Annotated in this window: 11 protein-coding genes and 1 riboswitch; of the genes, 3 read left to right on the forward strand and 8 right to left on the reverse strand. The window is 73.7% G+C overall.

Annotated features, from left to right (window positions below; genetic code table 11):
• Positions 1-52: 52 nt before the first annotated feature.
• Positions 53-727 carry a hypothetical protein gene (locus tag ACIRFH_RS02275; RefSeq protein ID WP_403516681.1) on the forward strand — a complete coding sequence of 225 codons (675 nt, stop codon included), beginning with the start codon at positions 53-55 and terminating at the stop codon, positions 725-727.
• Positions 728-742: 15 nt separating this feature from the next.
• Here the strand turns inward: ACIRFH_RS02275 and ACIRFH_RS02280 are convergent, their stop codons facing one another.
• The 4 genes from ACIRFH_RS02280 to ACIRFH_RS02295 all read right to left on the reverse strand — a co-directional run bounded on the left by ACIRFH_RS02280 (position 743) and on the right by ACIRFH_RS02295 (position 5,474).
• Complete coding sequence (locus ACIRFH_RS02280) at positions 743-2,194, reverse strand: glycine hydroxymethyltransferase (RefSeq protein ID WP_403516682.1); 1,452 nt, start codon at positions 2,192-2,194, stop codon at positions 743-745.
• A 29-nt stretch (positions 2,195-2,223) separates the two neighbouring features.
• Positions 2,224-2,310, reverse strand: a riboswitch (ZMP/ZTP riboswitch).
• 170 nt (positions 2,311-2,480) lie between these two features.
• Positions 2,481-3,665, reverse strand: a complete 1,185-nt coding sequence (locus ACIRFH_RS02285; protein WP_403516683.1) for a glutathionylspermidine synthase family protein — start codon at positions 3,663-3,665, stop codon at positions 2,481-2,483.
• Between the two features lie 6 nt (positions 3,666-3,671).
• Complete coding sequence (locus ACIRFH_RS02290; RefSeq protein ID WP_403516684.1) at positions 3,672-4,022, reverse strand: hypothetical protein; 351 nt, start codon at positions 4,020-4,022, stop codon at positions 3,672-3,674.
• A gap of 66 nt (positions 4,023-4,088) precedes the next feature.
• A complete protein-coding gene (locus ACIRFH_RS02295; RefSeq protein WP_403516685.1) occupies positions 4,089-5,474 on the reverse strand; it encodes a PLP-dependent aminotransferase family protein in 1,386 nt (461 codons plus the stop codon).
• 46 nt (positions 5,475-5,520) lie between these two features.
• On the opposite strand from ACIRFH_RS02295, the gene ACIRFH_RS02300 reads away from it, so the two are divergent.
• Positions 5,521-6,030, forward strand: a complete 510-nt coding sequence (locus ACIRFH_RS02300) for a carboxymuconolactone decarboxylase family protein (protein WP_403516686.1) — start codon at positions 5,521-5,523, stop codon at positions 6,028-6,030.
• A complete protein-coding gene (locus ACIRFH_RS02305; RefSeq protein WP_403516687.1) occupies positions 6,027-6,473 on the forward strand; it encodes a carboxymuconolactone decarboxylase family protein in 447 nt (148 codons plus the stop codon). The genes ACIRFH_RS02300 and ACIRFH_RS02305 overlap by 4 nt, the downstream gene beginning before the upstream one ends.
• A 370-nt stretch (positions 6,474-6,843) precedes the next feature.
• Here ACIRFH_RS02305 and ACIRFH_RS02310 read toward each other — a convergent pair whose 3' ends face one another.
• The 4 genes from ACIRFH_RS02310 to ACIRFH_RS02325 all read right to left on the reverse strand — a co-directional run bounded on the left by ACIRFH_RS02310 (position 6,844) and on the right by ACIRFH_RS02325 (position 11,793).
• On the reverse strand, positions 6,844-7,833 hold the full coding sequence (locus tag ACIRFH_RS02310) for a malate dehydrogenase (RefSeq protein WP_403516688.1): 990 nt from the start codon (positions 7,831-7,833) through the stop codon (positions 6,844-6,846).
• Between the two features lie 743 nt (positions 7,834-8,576).
• Positions 8,577-9,836, reverse strand: a complete 1,260-nt coding sequence (locus ACIRFH_RS02315; protein WP_403516689.1) for a DUF2690 domain-containing protein — start codon at positions 9,834-9,836, stop codon at positions 8,577-8,579.
• Between the two features lie 582 nt (positions 9,837-10,418).
• A complete protein-coding gene (locus tag ACIRFH_RS02320; RefSeq protein WP_403516951.1) occupies positions 10,419-10,925 on the reverse strand; it encodes a DUF3017 domain-containing protein in 507 nt (168 codons plus the stop codon).
• A gap of 13 nt (positions 10,926-10,938) precedes the next feature.
• A complete protein-coding gene (locus ACIRFH_RS02325; RefSeq protein WP_403516690.1) occupies positions 10,939-11,793 on the reverse strand; it encodes a bifunctional methylenetetrahydrofolate dehydrogenase/methenyltetrahydrofolate cyclohydrolase in 855 nt (284 codons plus the stop codon).
• Positions 11,794-11,992: the final 199 nt, after the last annotated feature.

Below are 11,992 nucleotides of genomic sequence, written 5' to 3' on the forward strand. Positions count from 1 at the left end.
CCCGGCCGTCCGCGGTGGTGTACCAAGGGGACCGGGGCCGGGAGGGGGCGTCATGCGACGGTCGGTGGGTGCGGTGGCCGCGGCGGCGGCGGTGCTGTTCGGGGGTGTGCCGGGGGCGGCGGCGGCACCGGGCGCGCCGCGCGATCAGCCCGACGTGGCGGTGGTCGTGTGGTCCGGTACCGGGCGCACCGCGTCCTGGCACGCCGGGGAGCCCGACTTCGACCGGCTGCGGAGCCTGCTGGAGCCGGCGCACCCGGAGACGGCGCCGATCCCCACGGAGCGGGTCCCTGAGGACTGGACGACGGGCGGGGCTCCGCCCGTGCGGTTCACCGTGCTGTGGGGACTGACCGGGGTCGGGGGCTGGCCGCAGACGCGGCGGGCGCCCGGCGGCGACGTGGCGATGCTGCGCCAGGACCAGGTGCTGGTGGCCGAGGACGGCACCCCGTGGGTGCGCACGGATCCGGCGCCGGACGTGGCGGACGACGACATCCGCTGGCACCGGGCACCGCGGCGGGTGTACGACCGGCTGGTCGCCGAGGGATTCATCGGCGAGGAGCCCGCGGCCACCGGTGACGGTGGCGCCGGCGGCCCGTGGGACGGGGTGCGGTGGGCCGCCGCGGGGCTCGCGGCGGGGGTCGCCGCGACCCTGCTGGTACGCCGCGCGGCGGCCCGGCGCGGTGCCGGCCCGCCGCGCGGCGGGCCGCGTCAGGAACTGATCGACCTCTGACCGCCGCCGGGCGGGTCAGCCCAGGTCGATCTCCGGGTACAGCGGGAAGCCGGCGACCAGGTCGGTCGCGCGGCGGGAGATCTCGTCGGAGATCTTCCCGTCCAGGACGTGGGACGCCTTGGAGGGGGCGCCCGACTTGGTGGTGCCGGGCTCGGCGGCCGTCAGGACGCGGTCGATGAGGCCCGCGACCTCGTCCATCTCGGCGGTGCCGAGGCCGCGCGTGGTCAGCGCCGGGGTGCCGACGCGGATGCCGGAGGTGTACCAGGCGCCGTTCGGGTCGGCCGGGATGGCGTTGCGGTTGGTGACGATGCCGGAGTCCAGCAGGGCCTGTTCGGCCTGGCGGCCGGTGAGGCCGTAGGAGGACGCCACGTCGATCAGGTTCAGGTGGTTGTCCGTGCCGCCCGTGACCAGGGTGGCGCCGCGGCGCATCAGGCCCTCGGCGAGGGCGCGGGAGTTGTCGACGATGCGCTGGGCGTAGTCCCGGAACGCGGGCTGCCGGGCCTCGGCGAGGGCGACGGCCTTGGCGGCCATGACGTGCGGGAGGGGGCCGCCGAGGACCATCGGGCAGCCGCGGTCGACCTGGTCCTTGAGGGAGTCGTCGCACAGCACCATGCCGCCGCGCGGGCCGCGCAGCGACTTGTGCGTGGTCGTGGTGACGATCTGGGCGTGCGGGACCGGGTCGAAGTCGCCGGTGAGCACCTTGCCCGCGACCAGGCCGGCGAAGTGCGCCATGTCGACCATGAGGGTCGCGCCGACCTCGTCGGCGATCTCGCGCATGATCCGGAAGTTCACCAGGCGCGGGTAGGCGGAGTAGCCGGCGACGATGATCAGCGGCTTGAACTCGCGGGCCTGGGCGCGCAGGGCCTCGTAGTCGATGAGGCCGGTCGTGGGGTCCGTGCCGTAGGAGCGCTGGTCGAACATCTTGCCGGAGATGTTCGGGCGGAAGCCGTGGGTGAGGTGGCCGCCCGCGTCGAGGGACATGCCGAGCATGCGCTGGTTGCCGAAGGCCCGGCGCAGCTCGGCCCAGTCGGCCTCGGTCAGGTCGTTGATCTGGCGGACGCCGGTCCTCTGGAGGAACGGCGCCTCCACGCGGTCGGCGAGCACGGCCCAGAAGGCGACCAGGTTGGCGTCGATGCCGGAGTGCGGCTGGACGTAGGCGTGGCGGGCGCCGAAGAGTTCCCGGGCGTGCTCGGCGGCCAGCGACTCGACGGTGTCGACGTTGCGGCAGCCGGCGTAGAAGCGGCGGCCGACGGTGCCCTCGGCGTACTTGTCGCTGAACCAGTTGCCCATGGTCAGCAGGGTGGCCGGGGAGGCGTAGTTCTCGGAGGCGATCAGCTTGAGCATCTCGCGCTGGTCGGCGAGCTCCTGGCCGATGGCGTCGGCGACGCGCGGCTCGACGGCGCGGATCGCTCGCAGCGCGGCACGGTAGGCGACGGACTCGGGGGTGAGCGGCTGCTCCGCGGACATGAGGACCTCCGGACGTAGTGGTCGGCGTTCGGGTCGGCCCAGGCGCACGGCTCTCATCGCTCGGGCCGCTCCCCGATGGTTGGTCCCATCCCAGCGCGCCAGTCACGGCCCAGGGTCAGCGTACCTGTGCGTGGGGAGGGGCGCGGGGGGTGTCCGGGATGCGGGAGGGTCCGCGCGGTCGTCGTCCGTCGCGGGCTGCGGACTCGGCGTGGCTGGTCGCGCCCACGCGGCAAAGCCGCCCGTGTCACAGCCCCGCGCCCCTTCGGGGTGCTTCCCCCGAGGCCTCCTAAAGGATCACGTGGGGCAGGAACCTCGCGTACTCGTCCGTCACCAGGCCCGAGGACTCCCTGATGCCCAGGCCCGCCGACTCGTTCTCCACGACCCAGGCGCCCAGGACGACGTGGTTGCCGTCGAAGGCGGGCAGGGGGGCCAGCTCCTGGTAGCAGCAGGGTTCGGCGCGGGGCGTCGGGTCGGTGCCGGGGGCGTGGATCGTGACGCCGGCGCCCTCGCGGCCGAGGAGGGGCTTGGCGACCCAGCCCGTGGTGCCGGCCAGCTCGCGCGGGCCGTCCAGGTACGCCGGGAGGAGGTTCGGGTGGCCGGGGTACAGCTCCCACAGGACCGCCAACAGGGCCTTGTTGCTGAGCAGCATCTTCCAGGCCGGCTCGATCCACAGGGTGGTGCCGGTGCCTCCGCCGTTGTCGAGGGTGTCCAGGACGTGGCCGGCGAAGCGGTCGGTGGTGAGCCACTCCCACGGGTAGAGCTTGAAGATGCTGCGGATGAAACGGAGCCTGTTGTCGACGAAGCGGCCGGAGAGGCGGTCCCAGCCGATCTCCTCCATGGAGATCCAGTCGGTGGCCAGGCCGGCCTGCTCGGCGGTCTCCTTGAGGTAGGCGACCGTCATCAGGTCCTCGCCGAGTTCGTCGTCCGAGGAGTGCGCGAAGTACAGGGGGCTGCCCGGTGGCAGGAGGGCGGCCTGTTTCTTCCAGGCGTCGACGAGGCGCTCGTGGAGGGAGTTCCACTGGTCGGCGCCGGGGAAGCGCTCCTCCATCCAGAACCACTGCGGGGAGGCCGCCTCGACCAGTGAGGTCGGGGTGTCGGCGTTGTACTCCAGGAGCTTGGCCGGGCCCGTGCCGTCGTGGCGCAGGTCGAAGCGGGCGTAGACGGAGGGGAGTTCGGCACGCCGCCGCCAGGCCTCGGTGACCGCGTGGACGACGCGCGGATCGGTGATGCCGAGGTCGGCGAAGCGGCCGGCGGTCACGATGTGCTCGGCCGCCGCCAGGCACATGCGGTGCAGTTCCTCGACGACCTCCTCCAGCGCCTCGACCTCGTCCAGGGGGAAGACGTAGTAGGCGCTCTCGTCCCAGTAGGGGCGCAGGGAGTCGTCGGGGTAGCGGGTGAGGGGGTAGATGAGCCCCTGCTCCTCGACGGTCCGCTGCCAGTCGGGGCGGGGGGTGATGGTGCGGCGTTCCATCGCGGCTCAGCCGCCGCCGCTGCCGGAGCCCGAGCAGCCGAAGCCGCCGCGGTCGACGGCCTCGTCGCGGCTGAAGGTGCCGGAGTCGGCCCAGCCGTTGCTGACGTCGGCGTCGTAGTACCAGTCGGCGTCCGTGACGCGGGAGGTCTTGCGGCCCTTGACGGAGGAGCTGCCGGACGAGCCCGTCCCGCAGTTCTTGTCGGCGACGACCTTGTAGCCGTTGAGGTAGTCGTAGCTGTCGCGGTCCACGCAGCGGCGGTCGGGGTCCGAGCCGCATGCGCTCAGGGCCGCCGCGAGCACTCCCATGCCGCCGAGCACCACGGTGCTGGACCGCAGCCGTCGCCGGGTCTGAGCCATGTCCTTGTCTCCCCGTTGTCCACGCAGCTGTACGACAGTTGGGCCGATCGAGTGAGTGTACGGACTCTACGGCAGCGCCCGGCACAGCGCATCCAAGGCGCCGGCCCAGGCGTGGTCGGGCGGGGTGCCGTAGCCGACGACCACGGCGTCCAGCGGTTCGGTCGCGGCCTCGGGATGGCGGAAGAGGGACAGGCCGTACAGGCCGAGGCCCTGCCAGGCCGCCGCCCGGACCACCTGCTGCTCGGTGCCGGGCGGCAGCCGGAGGACGGCGTGCAGGCCGGCCGCGATCCCGGTGACCCGCACCTCGGGCGCGCGGTCGGCGAGCGCCGCGACCAGGGCGTCCCGGCGGCGCCGGTAGCGCAGACGGGCGGCGCGGACGTGACGGTCGTAGGCGCCGGAGGTGAGGAACTCGGCCAGGGTCAGCTGGTCCAGCACGCCGCTGGTGTCGAGGCCCCCGCGGGACGCCGTGAGGTCGTCGGCGAGGCCCGGCGGGAGCACCGCCCAGGCCAGCCGCAGGCCGGGGGCGAGGGACTTGCTCGCGGTACCGAGGTAGACGACGCGGTCGGGGTCCAGGCCCTGGAGGGCGCCGACGGGCTGGCGGTCGTAGCGGAACTCGCCGTCGTAGTCGTCCTCCAGGACCAGGCCGCCGGTGCGCCGCGCCCAGTCCACGACGGCGGCCCGCCGGTCGGGGTGCAGGGGGACGCCCATCGGGAACTGGTGGGCGGGGGTGAGCAGCACGGCGCCCGCGCCGGCCGGCCCGACGGGGTCGGTGCCGCGCGCGTCGAAGGGCAGCGGGACGGTGCGCAGTCCGGCGGCGGACAGCAGGTCGCGGTGCACGTGCAGGCCGTACGACTCGACGGCGACGGTGTGCACGCCGCGCGCCTTCAGCACGGCGGCGAGCAGGGTCAGGCCGTGCGCGAACCCGCCGAGGACCAGCAGGCGTTCGGGGTCGGCGCGCACGCCGCGGGCCCGGGCGAGGTAGCCGGCCAGCGCGGTGCGCAGCTCCGGGCGTCCGCGGGGGTCGCCGTAGCCGAGGGCCTCGTGGGGGGCGGCGGTGAGGGCGCGGCGGGCGGCCCTGAGCCACTCGGCGCGCGGGAAGGAGGCGAGGTCGGGCGTGCCCGGGCGGAGGTCGTAGGCGGGGCGGGTGGGGGTGCGGGGGCGCGGGGTCGTGCCGGCCTGCGGGACGACGGCGCGGTCCGCGACGCGGGTGCCGGAGCCCTGGCGCGCGGTGAGCCAGCCCTCGGCGACGAGGTCGGCGTAGGCGTCGGCGACGGTGTTGCGGGCGATGCCGAGGTCGGCGGCGAGGCTGCGGGAGGAGGGCAGCCGGGTGCCGGCGGCCAGCCGTCCGGTGCGGACGGCCTCGCGCAGGGCGTCGGTCAGCCCGCGGCGCAGCCCCGGCCCGGCCGGTTCCAGGTGCAGGTCGACGCCGAGAGTGGCCCAGGGTTTCGCCATGGAAGTGGACCATACCCCTGGGCTGCTTCGTTCCTAGGGTCGAGGCATGACGACGCACACCGATGACACGACGACCACGGAGTACGCCTCCGAACTGCCCGTACGGCTGGAGTGGGCCAAGCACGCGCCCGAGGTGTACAAGGCGATGATCCGGCTGGACGCGGCCGCGCGGCGCGGGGTGGACCCCACGCTGTCCGAGCTGGTGAAGATCCGCGCCTCCCAGATCAACCGCTGCGCGCTGTGCGTCGACATGCACAGCAAGGACGCCCTCGCGGCCGGCGAGAGCGTGGAGCGGATCGTGCAGCTCAGTGCCTGGGAGGAGTCGCGGCACTTCTACACCGAGAGGGAGCTGGCGGCGCTGGAGCTGACGGAGGCCGTGACCGTGCTGACGGACGGCTTCGTGCCCGACGAGGTCTACGCGAGGGCCGCTGAGCACTTCGACGAGTCCGAGCTGGCACAGCTGATCGCCGTCATCACGGTGATCAACGCCTGGAACCGCTTCGGCGTGACCTGCCGCATGACCCCGGGTCACTACCGGCCGGGGCAGCACGGATGACGGCCCGTAGCCGGCTCCTGGACCGGGAGGTCGCCCAGGCCATGTCCGCGCTCAGCGCGGCGGCGAAGAAGGGGCTCGGCGACCCCGCGCTCGCCGAACTGGTGATGATCCGGGCCTCGCAGCTCAACCACTGCGCGTTCTGCCTGGACATGCACCTCGCCCTCGCCCGGAAGAACGGGGAGAGCGAGCAGCGGCTCGGCCTGCTCGACGCCTGGGAGGAGGCCGAGGAGCTCTACGACGAGCGGGAGCGGGCCGCGCTCGCGCTGACCGAGGCGGTGACGGTCCTGACGGAGGGCTTCGTGCCCGACGCCGTGTACGAGCGGGCCGCCGCGCACTTCACGGACGGCGAGCTGGCCCACCTCGTCGGGCTGATCGCCGTCATCAACGGCTGGAACCGGCTGATGGTCAGCCGCCGGATCCCGCCGGGGGGATACACCCCCTGAGCAGGGCCGGCATCTTCCGCGCCCTGCCCAGCGCCCGTGAGTCACGCGGATGTCGTCCGCGGGGCCGGGTGCTCATGCCCTGGGCCCGAAGGCGTGCGGTTGCGGGAACGGAAGTGCGCCGGGTCCGCCGGTGTCCGTACGAGGGCCGCGGCGACCCCCGACGCACGTGGAGTCCGGCGACTTCGGGCGAGTCGGCGGGCAGCGGCACAGGGGAGCGACGGGACCGGCAGGACCGGAACGCCGACAGGGCGCCGGGTGGGACGTCGACAGGGTGCCGGCCGAAACGCACCGGTCCCCGGGCCGCCGGGGCGGCACCGGGGACCGGTGCACCGATCGGACGACCGATCCGTCGGTGTCGTGGTGCGGGGTGTCAGATGAGGCCGAGGCCGCGGACCGCCTCGCGCTCCTCCGACAGCTCCTTGACGGAGGCGTCGATGCGGGCGCGGGAGAACTCGTTGATGTCCAGGCCCTGGACGATCTCGTACTTGCCGTCCTCGCAGGTGACCGGGAAGGAGGAGATCAGGCCCTCCGGGACGCCGTAGGAGCCGTCGGACGGGATGCCCATGGAGGTCCAGTCGCCCTCGGCGGTGCCGTTGACCCACGTGTACACGTGGTCGATGGCGGCGTTGGCGGCGGAGGCGGCCGAGGACGCGCCGCGGGCCTCGATGATGGCCGCGCCGCGCTTGGCGACGGTCGGGATGAAGTCGTCGGCCAGCCACTTCTCGTCGCCCACGACCTCGGCGGCGTTCTTGCCGGCGACCGTGGCGTGGAAGATGTCCGGGTACTGGGTGGCGGAGTGGTTGCCCCAGATGGTCAGGCGCTTGATGTCGGCGACCGACGTGCCCGTCTTCTTCGCGAGCTGGGTCAGCGCGCGGTTGTGGTCGAGGCGGGTCATCGCGGTGAAGCGCTCGGCCGGTACGTCCGGGGCGGCGGCCTGGGCGATCAGGGCGTTGGTGTTGGCCGGGTTGCCGACGACGAGGACCTTGATGTCGTCCGCGGCGTGGTCGTTGATGGCCTTGCCCTGCGGCTTGAAGATGCCGCCGTTGGCCTCGAGGAGGTCACCGCGCTCCATGCCCTTGGTGCGGGGGCGGGCGCCCACGAGGAGGGCGACGTTGGCGCCGTCGAAGGCCACGTTCGGGTCGTCGGTGATCTCGATGCCCTGCAGGAGCGGGAACGCGCAGTCGTCCAGCTCCATCGCGGTGCCCTCGGCGGCCTTGAGCGCCGGAGTGATCTCCAGGAGGCGCAGCTTGACCGGCACGTCCGCGCCGAGCAGCTGGCCGGAGGCGATGCGGAAGAGCAGGGCGTAACCGATCTGGCCGGCCGCGCCGGTGACGGTGACGTTCACGGGAGTGCGGGTCATGGCGTTCTCCGTATGACAGCTGGCGGTGGGGCGTCCCTGCCCCGGGGTGCGGGATCCCGCTCCGGCTCGTGACCGGCCCGCCGTGATGATCGATCGCCGGTACGGATGGATCACCGACGGATGATCGATCTCTTGGCGTCAAGAGAGATCCAGCGGTCAGGCTATCGCGCCCGCGGTGTCCGGGACGTCCGGGTCGGTGTGGCCCGTCCCACAGACCCGTGTCCGGTCACCCGGAGGACGCACGGGCCGCGCGGCGGCGCGGTCGGGAAGCGGGCCAGGAAAAGGCGGCCGCCTGTCCGGGAGAGGAGGGACTGAGGCGACCGCCGTTCGGGGGCCGTTGCCGGACTCCCGTGGGGGGACACCTGTCGCGTGCCCCCGAAGGCGTCGGCCATGCCTGTGCGGGGAAGATTTTCTTCCGCACCTTCGCGATCTCCCCCGAACGGCCCATCGCGCCCCCGCGCGAGCAGCGGTTCCGTCCCTCCCGCACCCGAGCCGCCGGCCCGACACCGCCGGGGTGCGGCGCGCTCCGTCCCGGGCCGCGCCCCTCCGGCCGGGGCGCCGCTCCGGCGCGGGAGCCGCGCCCGGACCGGCGGACCTTCAGCCACGCCGCCCGCACGTTGTCCTGCCGGGACATCCGCTCCCATCGGGGGAGTCCGGGACGCGCCCGACAGCCGTCGGGTGGATTCGCCGACAGCGTTCCCGGCCCGGACGCGGGGCTCGGGCACCGGCCCGGGGCAGGTCCCTCAGTTCGTGCAGCCCTGGCCGCCCGCCGCCAGGGTCACGCATGCCTTGGCCTCGTCCGCGGTCTTCACCGCCACCATCGGGGTGTACGCGACCGTGGAGCCGGCGCTGGTGACCTTGCCCGTCTGCTCGTTCTTGCCGCCCGCGCTGACGTGGACCTCGTCACCCTGGGCGGCCTGGGTGACGCGGGCCCACGCGGTGCCGCAGGTCTTGCTGTAGCGGACCTCGACGGACGCCGTGCCGACGGTGGCCTTCGCGGCGGTGGTCACCAGGTCGCCGCCGCAGCCCATGGTCTCGGGGTCCTTGCCGGTGCACTGGTCGCCGCCGCACTTCACCCCGGGTGGCAGCTGGGTGCTGGTGCTGACGGTGGGCGACGGGGACGGCTTGGTGCTCTCGTCCTTCTTCTCGCCGCCGCCGTTCAGCAGGAAGAACGCGCCGGCGACCACGACGAGCACACCGACGACGCCCGCGGCGAGCATCCCCGTCCGCTTGCCGCCCCCCGAGGCGCCGTTCCGCGCCCCGGAGCCGCCCTGCGCGGGCTGGCTGTACGCGTCCGCGGCCCCGCGGCTCTCCGGCACCGGTGCGGTGGCGGCCGGACCGTTCTCGTACCCACCGGCCCCGGTGCGCGGTGCGCGCTCGCCGGTGGGTGCCGGCCCCCGGTATCCCGCGAGCCCCCACGAGTTGCCGTCGGAGGGCCCACCGGAGGACGTGACCGAGGGCCCGCCGAGCGCACCACCGCCCCGGACCCGGCCGACGGCCGAGTCGGGGCTGTCGGCGGCCGTCGGCTGCGCGGGGACCGTCGTCGGCGGCAGCGTGGGCGCCACACCGCCCGGCCCGGCGATCCCCGGCTTGGCCGCCGCGTCGCCGCTGTGCCGGCCCGGCTTGCCGGTCCGGCCCTTCCTGGAACCGGCCGCGGGCGTGCCCAGCTCACCGAGCGCGGCACGCGCCTGCGAGATCCGGATGGCCTCCATGGTCATGTCGTGGCGCATCTCCGAGCGGCTCCAGGCGCGCTCGGCCAGCTCCCACATGGTGGTCAGGTGGACGGGACTGGTCCCCGTCACCTCGGCCAGGGCCACGATCGCGCCCTTGGGCGCGAGCAGCCGGCCGTTCAGATAGCGCTCCCAGGACGTCTTGCTGTAACCCGTGGCGTCGGCCAGCGACGCGATGCTCAGGTCGCTGCGGTCCACGAGTCGGCGCAACTGGCCGACGAACTCTCTGATCTGTGGATCGAGTTCCTCCGGCAAGGCCTTCCAACGAGGCATCGCTTCCCCCCTCTTCCCCCGGTGACGTGCTGTTTCTTTCCCCGCTCGTTCCCCCGCGGCCCTCGCGCGCGGCGTCCCGCGGCGAGTCCCCGTTCTGGCTACCCACAGGGATGCGCCCGGTCAGGATCTCAGTTCCCGGGGTGGGGGCGCACAGGAGCATGGAGGCCGCGAGCATGCACCGTCGCACGCCCGCTGGTCCGTGGTCCAGTGTCCCACCGGCGTTCCTGTGCATCGAACGGAACCCCCGCCGTCGTACGGAACGACCCGACCGCCGTGCGGAACACCCCCGGCCCCCGACCCCGTAGGGGGCGTCCCGGGCCGTCCCGGTCGACCACGCTAGCCCCGCCCCTGAGCGGCTCGGGGCACATCCGCGAACTTGTCGACACTTCGGCACACGGAACGCACATGTCCGATCACACCGGGCACAAGGACCCCGTCATTCACGGACTCCGTAGCGGAACGGTCACTTCCGTGCCACAGCGCCCCGCCAGGCGTTGAACAGGGCGTTCCGTATGCAGGAGGGTTGGTCGCGGCGGCGGCCCGTCCTCCCACGGGGGTGGAGGACGGGCCGCCGCGGGCCGGTCACTGGCCTTCTTGGCTGACCGTGAAGTGCAGGGCGTCCTTCAGGAACGGGAGCTGCAGCACCGGATGGGGCTGGGCCATCAGCGCCAGCAGGGAGATGCAGAGCCCCAGGACGGTGTACGTGGCGATGTCCGTGAAGCGCGAGCGCACCGCGAGCATGCCGACGTCGGGCACCGTCCAGCGCAGCGCGGCGCCGACCAGCAGCGCGACACCGATCAGCACCGTGCCCCAGCGGAAGACGTCCAGCGCGGTCAGCAGCAGACCGGTCCCGACGAGGCCCGCCACCGTGAGCAGCGGCCACTGCCGGGCGGGCGCCGGGGCGTCCCGGGGCGCGGCCCGGCCGCCGCCCTCGGGGCGCGCGGTGTCCCGCGTGAAGAGCGGGAACCGCCGGGTGACGCGCCGCGGCCTGCCCTCGGCGTCGGGCGCGCTGACGGGATCCCGGACGGTGAGCTCGTCCTCCGGGCGCTCGTCCTCGCCCCCGGTCCCCTTCTTCCCCTCGGCCGACACCGCGCCGCGCCTCTCAGCCGGCACTGCGCTCCGCCGCCTCGACCACGTTGACGAGCAGCTGGGCCCTGGTCATCGGGCCGACGCCGCCGGGGTTCGGGGAGATCCAGGCGGCCACCTCGGCCACGTCCGGGTGGACGTCGCCGACGATCCTGCCCTCGGCGTTGCGCGAGACGCCGACGTCGAGGACGGCCGCGCCGGGCTTGACGTCCTCGGCGCGCACCAGGTGCGGGGAGCCGGCCGCGGCGACGATGATGTCCGCGCGCTTGAGGTGGGCGGACAGGTCGCGGGTGCCGGTGTGGCACTGGGTCACGGTGGCGTTCTCGCTGCGGCGGGTGAGCAGCAGCGGCATCGGGCGGCCGATGGTGACGCCGCGACCGACGACCACGACCTCGGCGCCCTTGATCTCCACGCCGTAGCGGCGCAGCAGGGTGAGGATGCCGTTGGGGGTGCAGGGCAGCGGGGCCGGCTCGTTGAGGACGAGGCGGCCGAGGTTCATCGGGTGGAGGCCGTCGGCGTCCTTGTCCGGGTCCATCAGTTCGAGGATGCGGTTCTCGTCGATGCCCTTGGGCAGCGGCAGCTGGACGATGTAACCGGTGCAGGCCGGGTCCTCGTTCAGCTCGCGGACGACCGCCTCGATCTCCTCCTGGGTCGCCGTGCCGGGCAGTTCGCGCTGGATGGAGGCGATGCCGACCTGGGCGCAGTCGCGATGCTTGCCCGCGACGTACTTCTGGCTGCCGGGGTCGTCGCCGACCAGGACGGTGCCGAGGCCGGGCGTGACGCCCTTCTCCTTCAGCGCCGCCACGCGGGCGGTCAGTTCGGACTTGATCGCGGCTGCGGTGGCCTTGCCATCGAGAATCTGGGCGGTCATGCCCCCATCCTCGCGGATGACCGGCCCCCTGTTCCAATCCGGCCACCCCGCGGACACCGGCCGGGGAGTCCCGGGCGCCCGGGGACGAGGCCCACCGTGTGCGGCCGTGATCAGGGATGTTGCACTTGCACAACACCTGGCGGAACCGGCTGGACAAGCAAGTGACAGTCGAGAACGATGGTGCAGCACAGTGCCGCGG

Origin of the sequence: Streptomyces sp. NPDC093586, from assembly GCF_044764905.1 — a bacterium.
Classification (GTDB): Bacteria; Actinomycetota; Actinomycetes; order Streptomycetales; family Streptomycetaceae; genus Streptomyces.

Excerpts from the sequence above, each read along its gene's own strand:
- ACIRFH_RS02285 (WP_403516683.1), bottom strand. The coding sequence starts at position 3,665 with ATGGAACGCCGCACCATCACCCCCCGCCCCGACTGGCAGCGGACCGTC.
- ACIRFH_RS02275 (WP_403516681.1), top strand. The coding sequence starts at position 53 with ATGCGACGGTCGGTGGGTGCGGTGGCCGCGGCGGCGGCGGTGCTGTTC.
- ACIRFH_RS02295 (WP_403516685.1), bottom strand. The coding sequence starts at position 5,474 with ATGGCGAAACCCTGGGCCACTCTCGGCGTCGACCTGCACCTGGAACCG.
- ACIRFH_RS02325 (WP_403516690.1), bottom strand. The coding sequence starts at position 11,793 with ATGACCGCCCAGATTCTCGATGGCAAGGCCACCGCAGCCGCGATCAAG.
- ACIRFH_RS02280 (WP_403516682.1), bottom strand. The coding sequence starts at position 2,194 with ATGTCCGCGGAGCAGCCGCTCACCCCCGAGTCCGTCGCCTACCGTGCC.
- ACIRFH_RS02300 (WP_403516686.1), top strand. The coding sequence starts at position 5,521 with ATGACGACGCACACCGATGACACGACGACCACGGAGTACGCCTCCGAA.
- ACIRFH_RS02315 (WP_403516689.1), bottom strand. The coding sequence starts at position 9,836 with ATGCCTCGTTGGAAGGCCTTGCCGGAGGAACTCGATCCACAGATCAGA.
- ACIRFH_RS02305 (WP_403516687.1), top strand. The coding sequence starts at position 6,027 with ATGACGGCCCGTAGCCGGCTCCTGGACCGGGAGGTCGCCCAGGCCATG.
- ACIRFH_RS02290 (WP_403516684.1), bottom strand. The coding sequence starts at position 4,022 with ATGGCTCAGACCCGGCGACGGCTGCGGTCCAGCACCGTGGTGCTCGGC.
- ACIRFH_RS02310 (WP_403516688.1), bottom strand. The coding sequence starts at position 7,833 with ATGACCCGCACTCCCGTGAACGTCACCGTCACCGGCGCGGCCGGCCAG.